Below are 15,804 nucleotides of genomic sequence, written 5' to 3'. Positions count from 1 at the left end.
GTTCTTAACGAACAGTTTTTTTTTATGTCATTAAATACCATATAGATTTTGAGAAACATATAAGATTGCCTTAGCCAATAACCATAATAGCACCGCGAAGCCTAATAATTTCCAAGCCCAGGCTTTACTTCTTTTCCAATCAGAAAAAAAAGAAAATATCTCAAAGTATTTAATCATAATGTAGATACTTCCGGCTATTAACGAAAACCATACAATTTCGCTTAAGCGAATATGAAAACCATACATAAAAACGGCTCCTAAAAAGAGAATTGTTATGAATTGTAAATAGTAATAGTTTGCAAAATTATATCTGTAATTGAATTTCGAAGACAAGATTAAAAATGAAAACAGCAACAAACTTATTAATGCTGCGATAACATTATAAAAAACAGGATTCCACTGCAATACCAAACCAATAACAGCAAGTAGCGCTATAATTGTGCAACCGCCTAAAGATTTTATACTCCTATCCTTCTGATCACTTTGAAAAGGAAATAAAATGCGATGTAAATATTTCTCTACAACGCGCCAAAATGGTAAAGCATAAACAGCAGTAAGCGAAGACAAAACTATCTCATAATTATAGAAAGTATCAGCCGGAACTTTATACAAAACATATAAAAGCGCTCCCGTAATAATAATAGCCGGAAGGCAGATCGTTTTAATTGCATCCCACGGATTTACTCCCCAAAATTTATTCTCTATTTCCAAAAAATATTTTTTAACCCAATATTCTTTTACAAAGATCGCCGTAGACTGACTCCACAACAAACACAATCCAAAATGAATAATTACGGTACGAAGTACAAACTCTTCAATAGTACAGCCGTAAAAAACACATGCTACTCCTACTAACAACAATTCATACGTTAATAAAACGGGAGAAAATAAAAGCCTGAATAAAGGCGCTAAGCGCTTTACTAAAACATCCAGCAACATATTCCAATAATTCCTAAACAAAGCAACAAGAGCACAAATAGCTATAAAAGCCGACAAATAAAACATCCAATTGGTTAGAAATTGTGTCTGCATCCAAAGTTTAACTGCGGAATCTTTTGGCGGAGCATACTCGATATGAGAATTTTCAAAAACCTGTTTTGCCAGTTCATCTCTCAGATCATTAGTTAATCCTGAAAATTGACTTTTATGTTTTAACCAAAACTGATCGGTGCTAAAACCGTTGTTTTTGAGAACTTCAAATTCGTATAAAATAGTTTTCTGCTTGTTGTTCAGCAAGCTCAAATGATTTGCAATGCTATCTGAAACGGGTTTCCCGTATGTACTAATGCAACACAGAAATATAAGTAGTATTATTTTTTTCAACTTTTAAATTTTAAAGCAATTAAACAGAAATCAAATTTCCTTCTTCGCAAATGTAAGTTTTAAAGTCTTTCAAAAAGTATAAAAAAACAAAAAACCCGTTCGCTTTGCGAACGGGTTCTGTAAATAAGTAATCTAATGATTATGCTTCGAATGGAAGGATAGATACATAAGATTTGTTATCTTTTTTCTTTTGGAACTTAACAACTCCAGCTACTCTTGCGTGTAGTGTGTGATCTTTACTGATGTAAACGTTTTCACCTGGATTATGTTTTGAACCTCTTTGTCTAACGATGATGTTCCCAGCAATAGCAGCTTGACCACCAAAAATCTTAACGCCTAGACGTTTTGATTCTGATTCTCTACCATTCTTCGAACTACCGACACCTTTCTTGTGAGCCATGACGTATGAGTTTAAATATTGTTATTATTCTTTAGTAGCTTCTTTTTTTGCTTTTGGAGCTGCTGCTTTTTTTGCTTTTGGAGCTGCTTCAACCTCAGTAGCTGGAGCATCTTCTGCTACAACTGCTTTTTTAGCTGCTGCTTTTTTAGTTCCACCTGCTGCAGTAATACCTTCAATTACAATTTGAGTAAGATATTGTCTGTGACCATTTCTCTTTTTGTATCCTTTTCTTCTTTTCTTTTTGAAAACGATAACTTTATCTCCTTTTAAGTGTTGTAACACTTTAGCTTCTACTGAAGCACCTTCTATAGCTGGGGCGCCTAAAGTTACATTTCCATTATCGTCTAATAAAAGAACTTTGTCAAAAGAAACTTTTGAACCTTCTTCATTAGCCAAACGGTGAACATAAACCTTTAAGTCTTTGCTTACTTTGAATTGTTGCCCTGCTATCTCTACGATTGCATACATACCAAATTGATTTATTGATTTTTAAGGTTGCAAATATACAATTAAAAATTTATCCTGCAATCTCTTAATCTAAAAATATTCATTTCTCTTTAAAGTCTGTTTTTCAAGGCATTTTAGCTCGTTTTAAAAGCTTTTTTACAGGAATTGACTGTTAAAGTATTATCAAAACAACCTCTAATTCCCAAATCCTAAGTAAAAAAACTTATTTTTGATGTAACTATAACCAATACTTGTCTACCTACTATATATATTAGGTAAATAAAATTATTAATCTTTATGAAAAACACAATAATGATGTTAAGTGCTGCATTAATGCTTGGCGGAGTAGCTCATGCTCAAAAAGTAGCTTTTGAAGAATACGATTTAGACAACGGCATGCATGTCATCCTGCATAACGATTCTTCCGCCCCGGTTGTCATTACATCTGTAATGTATCACGTTGGTTCTAAAGACGAGCGCACAGATCGTACAGGTTTTGCACATTTCTTTGAACATTTGTTATTTGAAGGAACAAAAAACATCAATCGTGGTGAGTGGATGAAAATTGTTACTGCAAACGGAGGCGTGAACAATGCCAATACTTCTGACGACAGAACCTATTATTATGAAGTTTTTCCGTCGAACAGTTTAGAACTTGGTTTATGGATGGAATCTGAAAGATTAATGCATCCTATTATCAATAAAATTGGTGTTCAGACTCAGAATGAAGTCGTAAAAGAAGAAAAGAGAATGCGTTACGACAATCAGCCTTACGGAAACATTTTGCCTGAGGTTAAGAAAAACATGTTCAAAAACCACCCATATCGCTGGACTACAATTGGTTCCATGAAAGATCTTGATGCTGCAACGCTGGAAGAATTTCAGGATTTTAATAAAAAATTCTATACACCAAACAATGCTGTTTTGGTCGTTGCAGGTGATTTTGACAAAGCAAAAACAAAAGAATGGATTCAGAAGTATTTTGGTCCAATTCCAAAAGGTGAAGTCGTTAAAAAACAAACCTATACTGAAGAGCCTATTACTCAAACGATAAAAGCAACTTACGAGGACCCAAATATTCAGATTCCGATGATTGTTGCTTCGTACCGCACACCATCTATGAAAACCAGAGATGCGCGAGTTTTGGATTTAATATCTTCTTATTTAAGTGATGGTAAAAGTTCTAAGTTGTACAAAAAAATAGTTGATGACAAAAAAATGGCGCTTCAAATTGGTGCTGTCGGATTTAGTCAGGAAGATTATGGCATGTATATCTTATATGGTCTGCCAATGGGAACGTACACTACAAAAGACATTTTAAAAGAAATGGATGAGGAAATTGTAAAAATTCAAACCGACTTGATTTCTGAAAAAGATTATGAAAAACTGAAAAACAAATTCGATAATAATTTCGTCAATGCTAATGCAAGTGTCGAAGGTATTGCTGAAAATCTGGCTTCTTACTATCTGCTTTATGGAGACGTAAATCTTATAAATACTGAAATCGATCTTTACCACTCTATTACCAGAGAAGAAATTAGAGACGTAGCTAAAAAGTATTTAAACCCTAATCAGCGTTTAATTTTAGATTACATTCCTTCAACAAAAGTTCAAAACTAAGATTTCAGCATCATGAAAAAATTACATACATTTTTAATCCTTTTATTCCTCACCGGAATTATGCAAGCACAAGATCGTTCACAACCAAAACCAGGTAAATCTCCAAAAGTCAATATCAAAAAACCGCAAACTTTTGTTTTGGAAAACGGCATGAAAGTCCTGGTAGTTGAAAATCATAAATTACCACGAGTAAGTTTTAATCTAACATTAGACAATGCTCCTTTTACGGAAGGAAGCAAAAAAGGTGTTGACGATTTAACGAGCAGTATTATTGGTAACGGAACTAAAAAAACCAGCAAAGAAGTCTTTAATGAAGAAATAGATTTTTATGGAGCAAGTATCAACTTTACTTCTCACGGTGCTTATGCAAGTTCACTTTCAAAGTATTCTGGACGCGTTTTAGAACTTCTGGCAGAAGGAGCTTTACAGCCAAACTTTACCCAAACTGAATTTGATAAAGAAAAAGCAAAACTACTTGAAGGGCTTAAAGCCGATGAAAAAAGTGTTCCTGCAATTGCGAGCAGAGTTGTTGATGTTTTAGCTTTTGGAAAAAATCATCCTGCAGGAGAATATCTTTCCGAAGAAACGGTAAAAAACGTAACCATTACGGATGTTCAAAACAATTACGCTACTTACTTTGTACCTGAAAACGCTTATTTGGTTGTAATTGGTGATATTAAATTTAAAGAAACAAAAGCGGCAGTTGAAAAGCTTTTTGGCGGATGGAAAAAACAAGCTGCTCCAAAAAACACGTATCCTGATCCGGAAAATGTTTCGAAGCTTCAAATTGATTTTGTTGATGTACCAAATGCCGTGCAATCTGAAATTTCACTGGTAAATACAGTAAACTTAAAAATGAGCGACCCTGATTTTTTCCCTGCTGTAATTGCGAATCAAATTCTGGGTGGTGATTTCAACAGTTACCTAAACATGAATTTACGTGAAAAAAATGCGTGGACGTATGGCGCAAGCTCTAATATTGGAAGCGGAAAATATGTAACTAAATTTAAAGCTTCATCTGCGGTACGAAATGCTGTTACAGATAGTGCGGTGGTAGAATTTGTAAAAGAAATTAAACGCATCAGGTCTGAAAAAGTTTCTGAAGATGTATTAAAAAATGTAAAAGCAGGTTATATTGGACGATTTGTTATGCAGGTTGAAAAACCGCAAACTGTTGCCCGCTATGCTTTGAACATTGAAACAGAGAAGCTTCCTGCTGATTTTTATGAGAAATACATTCAAACCATTAACAACGTTACTCCTGAAGATATTTATCGCGTTTCTAATAAATATTTCCTTTTGGACAACATGAGAATTGTAATCACAGGAAAAGGATCAGAGGTTATTGAAGGTCTTGAAAAACTTCAGATTCCTATTTTCTATTTTGACAAATACGGAAATCCAACTGAAAAACCAATTACCAAAAAAGAAGCTCCTGCAACATTAACTGCAAAAACTGTTTTTGACAATTATATTCAGGCAATTGGTGGCGAAAAAGCTGTTTCGAGTGTTAAGACACTTTACATGATTGGAGCTACAACAATTCCACAAGCTCCTTCTCCTTTAAGTTTTGCATCAAAATTAGATGCTAAAGGAAAAATGGCAATTTCACTGAACATGGGAAGCATGCCTATAATGAAACAGGTTGTTAACGAAAAAGGTGCCTATATCGAGCAGCAAGGACAACGCAAAAACTTAGAAGGCGCTGATCTTGAAGAAATGAAAGCTAGCGCAATTCCGTTTGAAGAACTTCGATTAAGCAAAAGAACTGATTTAAAAGTAAATGGAATTGAAGCTATTAACGGAAAAGAAGCGTACTCTATAAAAGATGGCAAAACGATTTACTTTTATGACGTAAAAACAGGCCTGAAAGTAGCGAAAACTAAAGTAAAAGAACAAGGCGGACAATCTACTACTCAAAGCACTTACTTCAATGATTATAAAGAAGTAAAAGGGGTAAAAATTCCTTTTAATATGATTCAGAATGCCGGTTTCGAATTAGACATTAAAATGTCTGATGTGAAAATCAATGAAGGTGTTTCGGATAAAGATTTTCTTTAGAGGTTCTGAGGCTCTGAGGTTCTGAGGTTCTGAGGTTCTGAGTTGCTAAGATTTAAAGGCTTTGTCGAAGTTTAAAAACTTTGACAAAGCCTTTTTTTATTATTTTATTTTACTTTTTCGCAGACAAATAAACGCCAATTAAAATAACGAAGGCGCCAAAGAACTGAATTGGGGTTAGCATTTCGTTATCTAATAATCCCCAGAAGAAAGCAACAATCGGAATTAAATAGGTTACCGAAGTAGCAAATACAGGTGACGACATTTGTATTAACTTAAAAAACAAAACGTTTGCAATTCCTGTTCCCAATATACCAAGAATAGCAACAAACAAAATAGAATGTTCTGTCGCTTCAAGATGTATTCTTTGTGTAAAATCTGTTGTGCTTAAAATAATTAAAGCCGGAAGTAGCAAAACGGCAAAATTCCCCGTAGTGATACTTAAGGAATTTAAATCTGATAAATATTTCTTGATTAAATTGACATTGATCGCGTAACACAGCGTTGCGATTACAACCAAAATCAAATAGTAATAATTTTGATCTGAACGGGAGGAATCTCCATTCAAGACCAGCAATAAACAACCTACTAAACCAATAAATACACCAATAACCTGTCGTTTTTGAAATTGGATTCCAAAAGCAATAATTCCTAAGATCAATGTATTTAGAGGTGTAAGCGAATTTAAAATGGCTACCATTGAACTGTCTACCTGCGTCTCAGCAATAGCAAAAAAGAAAGCCGGAATAAATGTCCCGAATACTGATGTCAGCGCAATAAACTTCCACTGACGACGCGAGATTTTCTTTAAACTCGAAAATCCAACAATAAGCAAAAACAAAGCGGCAAAAATAATTCGGAGTGATCCCACCTGAATTGCGGTTAAACCAACCAAACCTCTTTTTATTAGAATAAAAGAACTTCCCCAAATAAGAGAGAGTAGCAGCAGATAAAACCACTTTAATCGTTTTGCATCCATAGATCGTATTTTGGTACAAATTTGTAATTAATTTATGAACTGACCTTCCCTTTTTTCTTAATTTTGCAAACAATATCAATAGTAATCATAAAATCATATATAATGAAATTTACAAAAATTATCGCTGTCGCTGTAATAGTAGGTTTAGCATTCGTAAGCTGTAAAAAAACAACAACTGAAACATTAACTCCTGCAACTGCTGAAGCAAATATTGTTAAAGAACACAAACCAATTGCTGCTGAAAATGTACAAACTGCAAGTTTTACAATTGAAGGAATGACTTGTGCAATGGGATGTGCAAAAACAATTGAGCAGGAATTAGCCGATTTAGAAGGCGTAGAAAAAGCTGCTGTTGATTTTGATAAAAAAACCGCTACTATAACTTTTGATAAAACGGTTCAAAATCCGGAAAGTTTAACTAAAGTAGTTCAGGCAACCGGTGACGGAGCAACATATAAGGTTTCGAATTTTAAATCATAAGCACCAAAAAAAATGTATAAAAAAAGCGTTTGCAGAGGCAGACGCTTTTTTTATAAGTTTTATTTCCATTTTAATGTTTCCATAAGCCGCTGCATATCATTTTTGATATAACTTGCCGCTGGCATAATAGAGTCAAAATTAGGTTTTGCATAAAAATAAACAGAACCTGTTATAAAATGTTTTGTACTGTCTGTAACATAAAATTGCGAATTGGTTGCTGCATTACCATTTACCTGATAAAACATTCCGAAAACTTTTTTTTCAGGGTTTAAATAAGGCTGTTCCAATATATCATCTGCTTTAATAACATGCTCGTAAGTTAGCTTTTGAGCATCTCTCAGTAGTTTTTCAATATCATTATGTACCGGTTTATAGGTCAAATAAATTGTTGCTTTCATTTTAGGATAGGTAATTGCAAATCCACAATCTTTTTCTCCTTTTATATTGGCAGCTTCATTCATTTCAAAAGTAAACGGACAATTATTTTCAAAATTAGCATAGCTCGCCTCCGGATAATCTAAACGCAAATAACTTGACGGCTTTGGTAAAACGTCATCTTTACAGCTTACTACCGTTAAGGTCAGCAAAATCATTGCAATTGAAATTATTCTTTTAAGCATTTTATTCTATTGTTACTTTTATTTGTTTTACACGCTTTTTGTCTAGTGTTTCTATGGTAAAAACACAATTTTCAAAAGCTACTTTTTGGTCTTTTTTAGGGAAATTACCTAAGATCTCTAAAATAAATCCTGCCAGAGTTTCTGCTTCTCCCTTGTGAGATTCAAAAACATCTTCATTAACATCTACGATTCTATAAAAATCTTTCATGTTAATTTTACCTTCAAACAGAAAATTCTTTTCATCTATCTGAGAGAAATTCAAATTTTCATCATCAAACTCATCACTGATGTCTCCCACAATTTCCTCGATAACATCTTCCAAAGATACTAAACCGGATGTTCCGCCATATTCATCAACTACAATTGCTAAGTGACTTTTAAGGCTTTGAAAATCTTTTAATAAATTGTCTAACTTCTTGTTCTCAGGAACAAAAAAGGCTTCTCTGATCAAAGATACCCAATCAAATTCTTTTTTATCAATATGAGGCAATAAATCCTTCACAAACAAAACGCCTTCTATCTGATCTATATTGTCTCGATAGACAGGAATTCTTGAAAATCCTTTTTCGATTATTTTAGGATAGATGGCTTCAAATGTTTCTGCTATTTCTAAGGCAAAAATATCAATCCTTGGACTCATGACTTGTTTAGTATCAGTATTCCCAAAAGAAACGATTCCTTCTAATATTTTTTGTTCTTCGCTTGAGGTTCCTTCAGAATCAGTAAGTTCCAAAGCCTGTGAAAGTTGGTTTATTGAAAAACTATTCTTTTGCTTTCCTAATTTGTTTTGTAAATACAAGGTAAGCTTACGCATTGGTAAACTTATTGGAGAAAGCAATTTATCAAGAAATGCAACTGGATATGCTACCCATTTTGCAAATTTAATGTTATTACGGCTTGCATAAACTTTAGGCAAAACTTCTCCAAACAAAAGGATAAAAAAAGTAACCAGAATAACTTCGAGAATGAATTTTAAAGCAGCAGAGCTTACGGCAGAGAAAATGTTCTGACCTATATAAGAGAACAATATAACTAATCCAATATTCAGAAAGTTATTAGCAACCAGCAAAGTCGCCAGCAGTTTTTTTGGTTTATCTAAAAGATTTGAAATAATTTTTCCTTTAGAGCTATCTTCTTGCAGTGTATCTTCGATGTCTTTTTGAGACAAAGAAAAAAGTGCAACTTCGGCACCTGAAACAATTGCTGATAAAAACAGCAAAATAAATATTCCGACAAATCCAACGATTAAATTGGTGTCTAAATTAGCAGCAATAAATAAACTGGGCTCCGAGTCCAAATTAAAAAAGATTAGTTAAACAATCAAAAAGGCAAATCATTTACAGGCAGGCCTTCATTCGTTGCGTCAAAGTTAGCACTTTTTGCGGATTCTGATTCGTGATTTTGTTTAGGATTTCCAGTTTCTTTTTTGGTTGTCAAGAAAGTAAACTCAGTTACCTGTATTTCTGTCGTATATTTTGTTGTACCGTCTTCAGCTTGCCACTGACGTGATTTTATACGTCCTTCGATGTAAATCTTATCTCCTTTAGATAAATATTTTTCGCAAATTTCTGCAGCTTTATTGCGCACAACTAAATTATGCCACTCTGTAGAAGTAATTTTTTCGTTTGTAGTTTTATTAATATAGACCTCATTTGTAGCCAATTGAAAACGCCCAATGCAGTTACCCCCATCAAAGTAATGCATTTTTACATCATCACCCAAATGACCAATAAGCATCACTTTATTTAATGTTCCGTTCATAATTTATTTGTGGTATTTATCCCAAAGATACAGTTTTTTAGCAATTTATTTCCTGCTTTTCGATAAAATTGTAAATTACTATCGGAAAAGGAAATGTTTTTAAATTATAAGCATCTACACCGTTTTCAATTACATCTTTAATTTTAATTTTCCAGAATTGAATATGTAAATGCTGGTGCGACAATTTATGAATTACAGTTGCATTATTACACTCTTCTATACTTATAATAGTATAAGATGGAAATATTTCATTTTTTACAGCTGTAGAAACAAAATCAAATTCGACAATAGCTGTTGTTTCTAAAAGCGGAAACTCATATAAGTTATGCCAAATACCTTTTGAAGCTCTTTTTTGAATCAAAGTATTACCAACGGCATCTTCTAAAATTAAATAATTAAAGAATCGGTTTGTTACTTTTACCTTTTTAGATTTTACTGGCAACACATCCACTTTTCGTTTTTGTAAAGCGACACAGCTTTCATTAAAAACACAAACAGTACAATCCGGACTTTTAGGTACACACTGCAAAGCACCGAATTCCATTATTGCCTGATTGAATATAGCTGGGTTATCTTTCGGCATTAATTCGAAAGCAAGTTCTGTAAATTCTTTTTTAGTGGCAGGAAGTGTAATATCAGATTCAATACCAAAATAACGAGAAAGTACTCGAAATACATTTCCGTCGACTACAGGGACCGCTTCATTATAAGAAAAAGAAGCAATTGCGGCTGCGGTATATTCTCCAACACCTTTTAGTTTTAATAATTCTTTGAAGGATTCCGGAAAAACGCCATTTAGTTCATTTGCCACATATTGAGCCGTTTTATGTAAATTTCTGGCTCGAGAATAGTACCCTAATCCCTGCCAAAGTTTCAAAACTTGCTCTTCATCAGCATTTGCCAAATCAAACACCGTGGGAAAATTCTTTGTAAAAGAGAAAAAATATGGCATTCCTTGCGCAACTCTTGTCTGCTGTAACATAATTTCTGACAGCCAAATTTGATAAGAATTGGTCGTATTTCGCCACGGCAAATCACGTTTGTTTTGTAAATACCAATTTATCAATATGTTATGAAAATTCATTGCAAAATACTTAGAATACAAAAGTAAATCTTTATGTAATTAAAATTTAACGAATTAGCTTGATTAATTATTTTTTTAATTCCTATATTTGCAAACTCAAAAAAATAGTACCCATTTATAAAATAAAATAGGAAAGAAAATGACGAAAGCAGATATCGTAGCGAAAATTTCAGAGAAATTAGGTCTTGAAAAAGGAGATGTTCAGGCAACAGTAGAAACTTTTATGGAAGAAGTTAAAACTTCACTAGAGACTGGAGACAATGTTTACTTAAGAGGTTTTGGAAGTTTTATCGTAAAAACCAGAGCTGAAAAAACAGGTAGAAACATTTCTAAAAATACCACTATCAAAATTCCAGCACACAACATTCCTGCTTTTAAACCTGCAAAAGTTTTTGTAGAAGGAGTAAAAACGAATAACGAAGCAAAATAATATATTAATTAATTATAAAATCGACACGATATGCCAAGTGGTAAAAAAAGAAAGAGACATAAGGTAGCTACTCACAAAAGAAAAAAAAGAGCGAGAGCTAACCGTCACAAGAAGAAAAAGTAGTTTTAAACTACTTTTTTCTTTTTAAAAGTTCATTGAAATTGAAAATTAGCGTTAAGTCATCCGTTCTTAGTCTTCAGTCTGCTGATTGCTTAGAACTACCAGCTGCCAGCTAATTTTCGCCGGGTAAAAAAACCTGTTAAAATATTGTTTAATCCATCTGTAAATAAGATTTTAGATCTTAGATTTTAGATTTTAGATTCTTTGACTCTATGCTCTTCTCTCTATACTCTATTTTCTGAAAAAACAGATAAAAATTTACAGTGTGAATAAAGAATTAATCATTAGATCTAGTTCTGAAGCCGTAGATTTTGCCTTATTAAAAGATGGAAAACTAATTGAATTACACAAAGAAGAAGAAAAAAGCAATTTTCAGGTTGGTGATATTTTTATTGCCAAAATACGAAAACCAGTTGCCGGACTTAATGCAGCTTTTGTAAATGTAGGCTTCGAAAAAGATGCTTTTTTACATTATCACGATTTAGGTCCAAATTTAGCTTCCCAACTGAAATTCATAAAACTTGTAAGCGCAGGTAAAATAAAAGATTTCTCCCTAAAAACCTTTCAGTTTGAAAAAGAGATTGACAAAGATGGCATCATTACTGATATTTTAAGTGCCAATCAATCTGTTTTAGTCCAAGTTGTAAAAGAACCTATATCTACCAAAGGTCCAAGGATAAGTGCTGAGCTTTCATTGGCAGGAAGATTTATTGTTCTCGTTCCTTTTTCTGATCGTGTTTCTATTTCTCAAAAAATAGAAGACAAAAAAGAAAAGGATCGTCTAAAAAAACTTGTTCTATCGATCAAACCTAAAGGATTTGGTGTTATTGTTCGCACAGTAGCCGAAGGCAAAAACGTAGCCGAATTAGAAAAAGATTTGCAGAACCTGCTTAGCAGATGGACTGCAATGTGTAAAAAATTACCAACTGCTCATCATCCCTCTAAAGTATTAGGAGAACTCAACAGAGCTTCTTCGATATTAAGAGACGTATTCAATGATACCTTTAGTGGTATTCAGATAGATGATGAAGAGTTGTTCTACCAAACGAAGGAATATCTGCAAGAGATTGCACCTTCAAAACAATCGATTGTTAAGTTTTATCAATCAAATGACACTCCAATTTTCGAGAAATACAATATAGAGAGACAAATCAAAACTTCATTTGGAAGAACGGTTTCAATGAGTAAAGGTGCTTATTTAATAATCGAACATACAGAAGCTTTACACGTTATAGACGTAAACAGCGGAAATCGTTCGAATAAAGCAACGAATCAGGAAGATACCGCCATGGAAGTAAATATGATTGCTGCCGCTGAAATTGCCAGACAACTTCGTTTGCGTGATATGGGCGGAATAATCGTAGTTGATTTTATCGATATGTCTAATCCAGAAAACAGGAAAGTTTTGTTCGACTTCTTGCGAGAAGAAATGAGCGACGATAAAGCAAAGCATAAAATCTTACCTCCTAGTAAATTTGGACTCGTTCAGATTACCAGACAAAGAGTAAGACCAGAAGTTAACATTAAAACTAGAGAAGAAGATCCAAACAATGAACACGGCGAAATTGAAGCGCCAATTTTAATCATTGATAGAATCACCTCTGATTTAGAAAGAATTTTAAAAACCCACAGTAAAGTTGTACTTAACACACATCCTTTTGTGGCTGCTTACCTCAGTAAAGGTTTTCCATCATTACGTTCAAAATGGTTTTTTGAACATAAGAAATGGGTGAAAATCATACCTCGTGACGCTTACACGTACTTAGAATACCATTTCTATGATAAAAAAGGAAATGTTATTTCAGAATAAAAAACAAAACCGCCTATCGAAAGATTGGCGGTTTTTTTATGCCTTTTATTTTTATCAACCATCAAATTCACAAATCATTGTCAAAATTAATTCGTGAATTCGTGGCTAATCAAAAGCTATTCTCTTATAATTTCTATTTTTCTTCTAATTTCATTGCCATAAGCATCCACAACTGTAATATGATGCGTTCCTGCAGTTGGTGTAATTTGCAGTTCATGAAACGTTTTTGTGGTTGCTTTATAAACATCATCTAAATACCAAAATAATTCCTTATCGCGCTCAGAATAGGCTACTTTTAATATTACTGGCTGGACTTCACTATTAAAATTCTTCGTCAGGTAGATTTTGCTATTTGGTTTTGGATAAATAAAATCCATTGTCGCGCTTTGCGTTCCCTGACAATCTTCTTTAAATGGCGGTAAAGGCTGATAGGCAATATGCTGACTTTTGTAATACCATGCCATTACAGGCGGCAAAACAAACCAGCTCTTTGTAACAATATTATCAATACTTTCGCAACTGCTGTTGACCTGAAATTGCTCTGTTTTATCTAAATGAACTGTTTTATGATAAGGGCAAACTACTGTAGCTTTTCCTTTTACGGATACCCACTGTTTTATTTTCGGACATTCTTCTTTTGCCAAATAACCACTTAAACTACAAACTTCAACAGCTGTAAGATCATTATAAGGTGTTTGAAACCATTTTTGTCTTGGCAATAAATTAAAAACATCAAACAAAATAGGCGCTGCACTGCTAACTCCTGTTAATGTTGGTCGGCCTTCTCCTGTAGCATTTCCAACCCAAACTCCCACTACATATTTAGAATTGGTTCCAATTGCCCAGGCATCACGATTTCCAAAACTCGTTCCTGTTTTCCATGCAATCTTCAGTGAACTGTCATAAAATTTCCATGCTTCATCTCCTTCTGGTCTATTCACCTCTTCCATTGCATTGTACGTCAACCAAATTGATCCTGATCCTAAAATATTTTTCTGAGTGCTTTCTTCTCCAAAATCAACTTCTGCATCATTCTTGTAATTTATTTCCGCAAACTCTTTGGTTCTGTATTTCCCTTGATTACTGGTAAAATAATTCAATGTCGAAGACAAACCTGCATACGTTCTACACAGGTCCCACAAATTACTTTCGGCACCCCCTAAAATTAGAGACAAGCCATAATGATCGGGTGTTTTATTTATATCTCTTAATTTGAATTTCTGCAATTCTTCATAAAATTTATTTACTCCAAAATCCTGTAACATCAAAACGGCCGGAATATTCAATGATCTCGATAATGCCCGATGTGCCGGAACTGCTCCATCAAACGTTAGATTATAATTTTCTGGCGTGTAGCCTGATATTTGAGTAGGAACATCGGCCACCAATGTATTGGGCAATAATTCTCCATCATCTAACATCGAAGCGTACAAAAGCGGCTTTAAAATACTTCCTGTACTTCTTGGGGCACTAATAATATCAACATCTTTTTGATGGTATTTATCTGCTGGAGCATTTCCAACATAACTCATCACATTTCGGTTTGAAACATCAATTACCAAAATCGCCAGATTATGAACCTCATTCTGTTTGTACTGATTGTAATAATACTTTGCAATTTGATTTACTCTATTCTGCAAAGCAAAATCAACGGTTGTTTTTACGCGGGTTCCTTCTTCATTTTTAGCAATTCTTTGCAATAAATGGGGCGCTATCTGAGGTAAATCATACGGTTTTTGAGGTAATGGTTCTTCAATAGCAAGTTCGTACGTCTGCTTATCAATTACATCTTCCTGATGCAATTTCAGTAAAAGCCGATTCCGTTTGTTTAATAATTTTATCTGATTTTTACCGGGATAAATTAAACTTGGTGCATTTGGCAAAACTGCCAGCGTAGCGTTTTCTGCCCACGATAGCTGATTGGACTGAACGCCAAAATAACGCCACGATGCCATTTCTAATCCTACTACATTTCCGCCAAAAGGAGCATGAGCAGCATATAATTCTACGATTTCATTTTTTGAATACCCTAATTCTAAACGCGTTGCCAGAATAATTTCGATTATTTTCTCAAAATAGGTTCTTCCTTTTCCTTTTCTTGACAATCGAATAACCTGCTGTGTCAATGTACTGCCTCCTCGAACTACTTTTCCCGCTTTTCTGTTCTGCTTGATCGCATTTATCATTGCCACAGGATTGAAACCAGGATGCTTGTAAAAATATTCATCTTCAAAATAAACGATGCATTTCTTAAATTTATCAGGCACACTATCCTGAGCAGGAAATCGCCATTGTCCATCTCTGGCAATTTTAGCCCCCAGCAATTCACCTTCTTTGCTTTCTATCACTGTAGAATAAGGTTCCTGAAATAAAGTTCGGGGTATTGCAAAATAATACAACAGCAAGAGCACAAATGCAATTACTGATTTTTTCTTATTTTCTTTTACCCAATTTATAATACGCTGTACGAACGTAATAAGTTTATTTTTCAAAGTAATCTTGTTGTTTTCAAACACTAGTGCATTGTAGTATCAAAAAAATACCTAACAGGTTTTTGAAACCTGTTAGGAAACTAAAATTGACATCTCAGTATCTTTATTATCTACATATCCTAACAGGTTTCCAAAATCTTTTAGGTATCTAATTATTTTGTTTGCTTTTTTAAAGTTTCT

At 33.8% G+C, this 15,804-nt stretch carries 14 protein-coding genes; 5 read left to right on the top strand and 9 right to left on the bottom strand.

The annotated features are described in order from the left end of the window. Positions 1–30: 30 nt before the first annotated feature. From B0A66_RS21105 to rplU, 3 genes are all read right to left on the bottom strand, one after another. On the bottom strand, positions 31–1,323 hold the full coding sequence (locus B0A66_RS21105; RefSeq protein WP_244283568.1) for a hypothetical protein: 1,293 nt from the start codon (positions 1,321–1,323) through the stop codon (positions 31–33). Positions 1,324–1,462: 139 nt separating this feature from the next. Continuing rightward, positions 1,463–1,723 carry a 50S ribosomal protein L27 gene (gene rpmA / locus B0A66_RS21100; protein WP_017497241.1) on the bottom strand — a complete coding sequence of 87 codons (261 nt, stop codon included), beginning with the start codon at positions 1,721–1,723 and terminating at the stop codon, positions 1,463–1,465. 24 nt (positions 1,724–1,747) lie between these two features. Beyond that, on the bottom strand, positions 1,748–2,191 hold the full coding sequence (rplU, locus tag B0A66_RS21095) for a 50S ribosomal protein L21 (protein WP_089051829.1): 444 nt from the start codon (positions 2,189–2,191) through the stop codon (positions 1,748–1,750). Between the two features lie 276 nt (positions 2,192–2,467). Here rplU and B0A66_RS21090 point away from each other — a divergent pair, with 276 nt between their 5' ends. Together B0A66_RS21090 and B0A66_RS21085 are read left to right on the top strand one after the other, a co-directional pair. Continuing rightward, the gene (locus B0A66_RS21090) at positions 2,468–3,790 is read left to right on the top strand and encodes a M16 family metallopeptidase (RefSeq protein ID WP_089051828.1); all 1,323 of its coding nucleotides are present in this window, start codon (positions 2,468–2,470) and stop codon (positions 3,788–3,790) included. A gap of 12 nt (positions 3,791–3,802) precedes the next feature. Further along, positions 3,803–5,851: a M16 family metallopeptidase gene (locus B0A66_RS21085; RefSeq protein WP_244283567.1), complete on the top strand. Its 2,049-nt coding sequence runs from the start codon at positions 3,803–3,805 to the stop codon at positions 5,849–5,851. 109 nt (positions 5,852–5,960) lie between these two features. Here B0A66_RS21085 and B0A66_RS21080 read toward each other — a convergent pair whose 3' ends face one another. After that, positions 5,961–6,827, bottom strand: a complete 867-nt coding sequence (locus tag B0A66_RS21080; RefSeq protein WP_089051826.1) for a DMT family transporter — start codon at positions 6,825–6,827, stop codon at positions 5,961–5,963. A 102-nt stretch (positions 6,828–6,929) separates the two neighbouring features. Here B0A66_RS21080 and B0A66_RS21075 point away from each other — a divergent pair, with 102 nt between their 5' ends. Continuing rightward, a complete protein-coding gene (locus B0A66_RS21075; RefSeq protein ID WP_089051825.1) occupies positions 6,930–7,307 on the top strand; it encodes a heavy-metal-associated domain-containing protein in 378 nt (125 codons plus the stop codon). Between the two features lie 59 nt (positions 7,308–7,366). Here B0A66_RS21075 and gldD read toward each other — a convergent pair whose 3' ends face one another. From gldD to mutY, 4 genes are read right to left on the bottom strand one after another with little or no spacing between them, the layout of a single operon-like run. Next, on the bottom strand, positions 7,367–7,927 hold the full coding sequence (gene gldD / locus B0A66_RS21070; RefSeq protein ID WP_089051824.1) for a gliding motility lipoprotein GldD: 561 nt from the start codon (positions 7,925–7,927) through the stop codon (positions 7,367–7,369). Between the two features lies 1 nt (position 7,928). Continuing rightward, entirely contained in the window at positions 7,929–9,224 is a 1,296-nt protein-coding gene (locus tag B0A66_RS21065) for a gliding motility-associated protein GldE (RefSeq protein WP_089051823.1), read from the bottom strand. A 23-nt stretch (positions 9,225–9,247) separates the two neighbouring features. Beyond that, positions 9,248–9,688 carry a single-stranded DNA-binding protein gene (locus B0A66_RS21060; RefSeq protein ID WP_089051822.1) on the bottom strand — a complete coding sequence of 147 codons (441 nt, stop codon included), beginning with the start codon at positions 9,686–9,688 and terminating at the stop codon, positions 9,248–9,250. A 37-nt stretch (positions 9,689–9,725) separates the two neighbouring features. Continuing rightward, the gene (mutY, locus tag B0A66_RS21055; RefSeq protein ID WP_089051821.1) at positions 9,726–10,772 is read right to left on the bottom strand and encodes an A/G-specific adenine glycosylase; all 1,047 of its coding nucleotides are present in this window, start codon (positions 10,770–10,772) and stop codon (positions 9,726–9,728) included. Between the two features lie 139 nt (positions 10,773–10,911). Between mutY and B0A66_RS21050 the strand changes: the two genes are divergently transcribed. Both B0A66_RS21050 and B0A66_RS21045 read left to right on the top strand, forming a co-directional pair. Next, positions 10,912–11,202, top strand: coding sequence for an HU family DNA-binding protein (locus B0A66_RS21050; RefSeq protein WP_007805026.1), 291 nt, complete (start codon positions 10,912–10,914; stop codon positions 11,200–11,202). A 385-nt stretch (positions 11,203–11,587) separates the two neighbouring features. Further along, positions 11,588–13,132: an Rne/Rng family ribonuclease gene (locus tag B0A66_RS21045; RefSeq protein WP_089051820.1), complete on the top strand. Its 1,545-nt coding sequence runs from the start codon at positions 11,588–11,590 to the stop codon at positions 13,130–13,132. Between the two features lie 116 nt (positions 13,133–13,248). Here the strand turns inward: B0A66_RS21045 and pbpC are convergent, their stop codons facing one another. Then, on the bottom strand, positions 13,249–15,624 hold the full coding sequence (gene pbpC / locus B0A66_RS21040; RefSeq protein ID WP_089051819.1) for a penicillin-binding protein 1C: 2,376 nt from the start codon (positions 15,622–15,624) through the stop codon (positions 13,249–13,251). Between the last annotated feature and the right edge of the window lie 180 nt (positions 15,625–15,804).

It is taken from the genome of Flavobacterium hercynium (assembly GCF_002217285.1).
In the GTDB taxonomy this organism is placed as follows: domain Bacteria; phylum Bacteroidota; class Bacteroidia; order Flavobacteriales; family Flavobacteriaceae; genus Flavobacterium; species Flavobacterium hercynium.
Note: the sequence above shows the minus strand (reverse complement) of the source record. Positions and strands in the feature narration are given on the sequence as shown.

What these genes read in the sequence shown, in the direction of transcription:
- rpmA (WP_017497241.1), bottom strand. Translation starts at nt 1,723, where the DNA reads ATGGCTCACAAGAAAGGTGTCGGTAGTTCGAAGAATGGTAGAGAATCA.
- mutY (WP_089051821.1), bottom strand. Translation starts at nt 10,772, where the DNA reads ATGAATTTTCATAACATATTGATAAATTGGTATTTACAAAACAAACGT.
- B0A66_RS21050 (WP_007805026.1), top strand. Translation starts at nt 10,912, where the DNA reads ATGACGAAAGCAGATATCGTAGCGAAAATTTCAGAGAAATTAGGTCTT.
- gldD (WP_089051824.1), bottom strand. Translation starts at nt 7,927, where the DNA reads ATGCTTAAAAGAATAATTTCAATTGCAATGATTTTGCTGACCTTAACG.
- B0A66_RS21085 (WP_244283567.1), top strand. Translation starts at nt 3,803, where the DNA reads ATGAAAAAATTACATACATTTTTAATCCTTTTATTCCTCACCGGAATT.
- B0A66_RS21080 (WP_089051826.1), bottom strand. Translation starts at nt 6,827, where the DNA reads ATGGATGCAAAACGATTAAAGTGGTTTTATCTGCTGCTACTCTCTCTT.
- B0A66_RS21075 (WP_089051825.1), top strand. Translation starts at nt 6,930, where the DNA reads ATGAAATTTACAAAAATTATCGCTGTCGCTGTAATAGTAGGTTTAGCA.
- B0A66_RS21060 (WP_089051822.1), bottom strand. Translation starts at nt 9,688, where the DNA reads ATGAACGGAACATTAAATAAAGTGATGCTTATTGGTCATTTGGGTGAT.
- rplU (WP_089051829.1), bottom strand. Translation starts at nt 2,191, where the DNA reads ATGTATGCAATCGTAGAGATAGCAGGGCAACAATTCAAAGTAAGCAAA.
- B0A66_RS21090 (WP_089051828.1), top strand. Translation starts at nt 2,468, where the DNA reads ATGAAAAACACAATAATGATGTTAAGTGCTGCATTAATGCTTGGCGGA.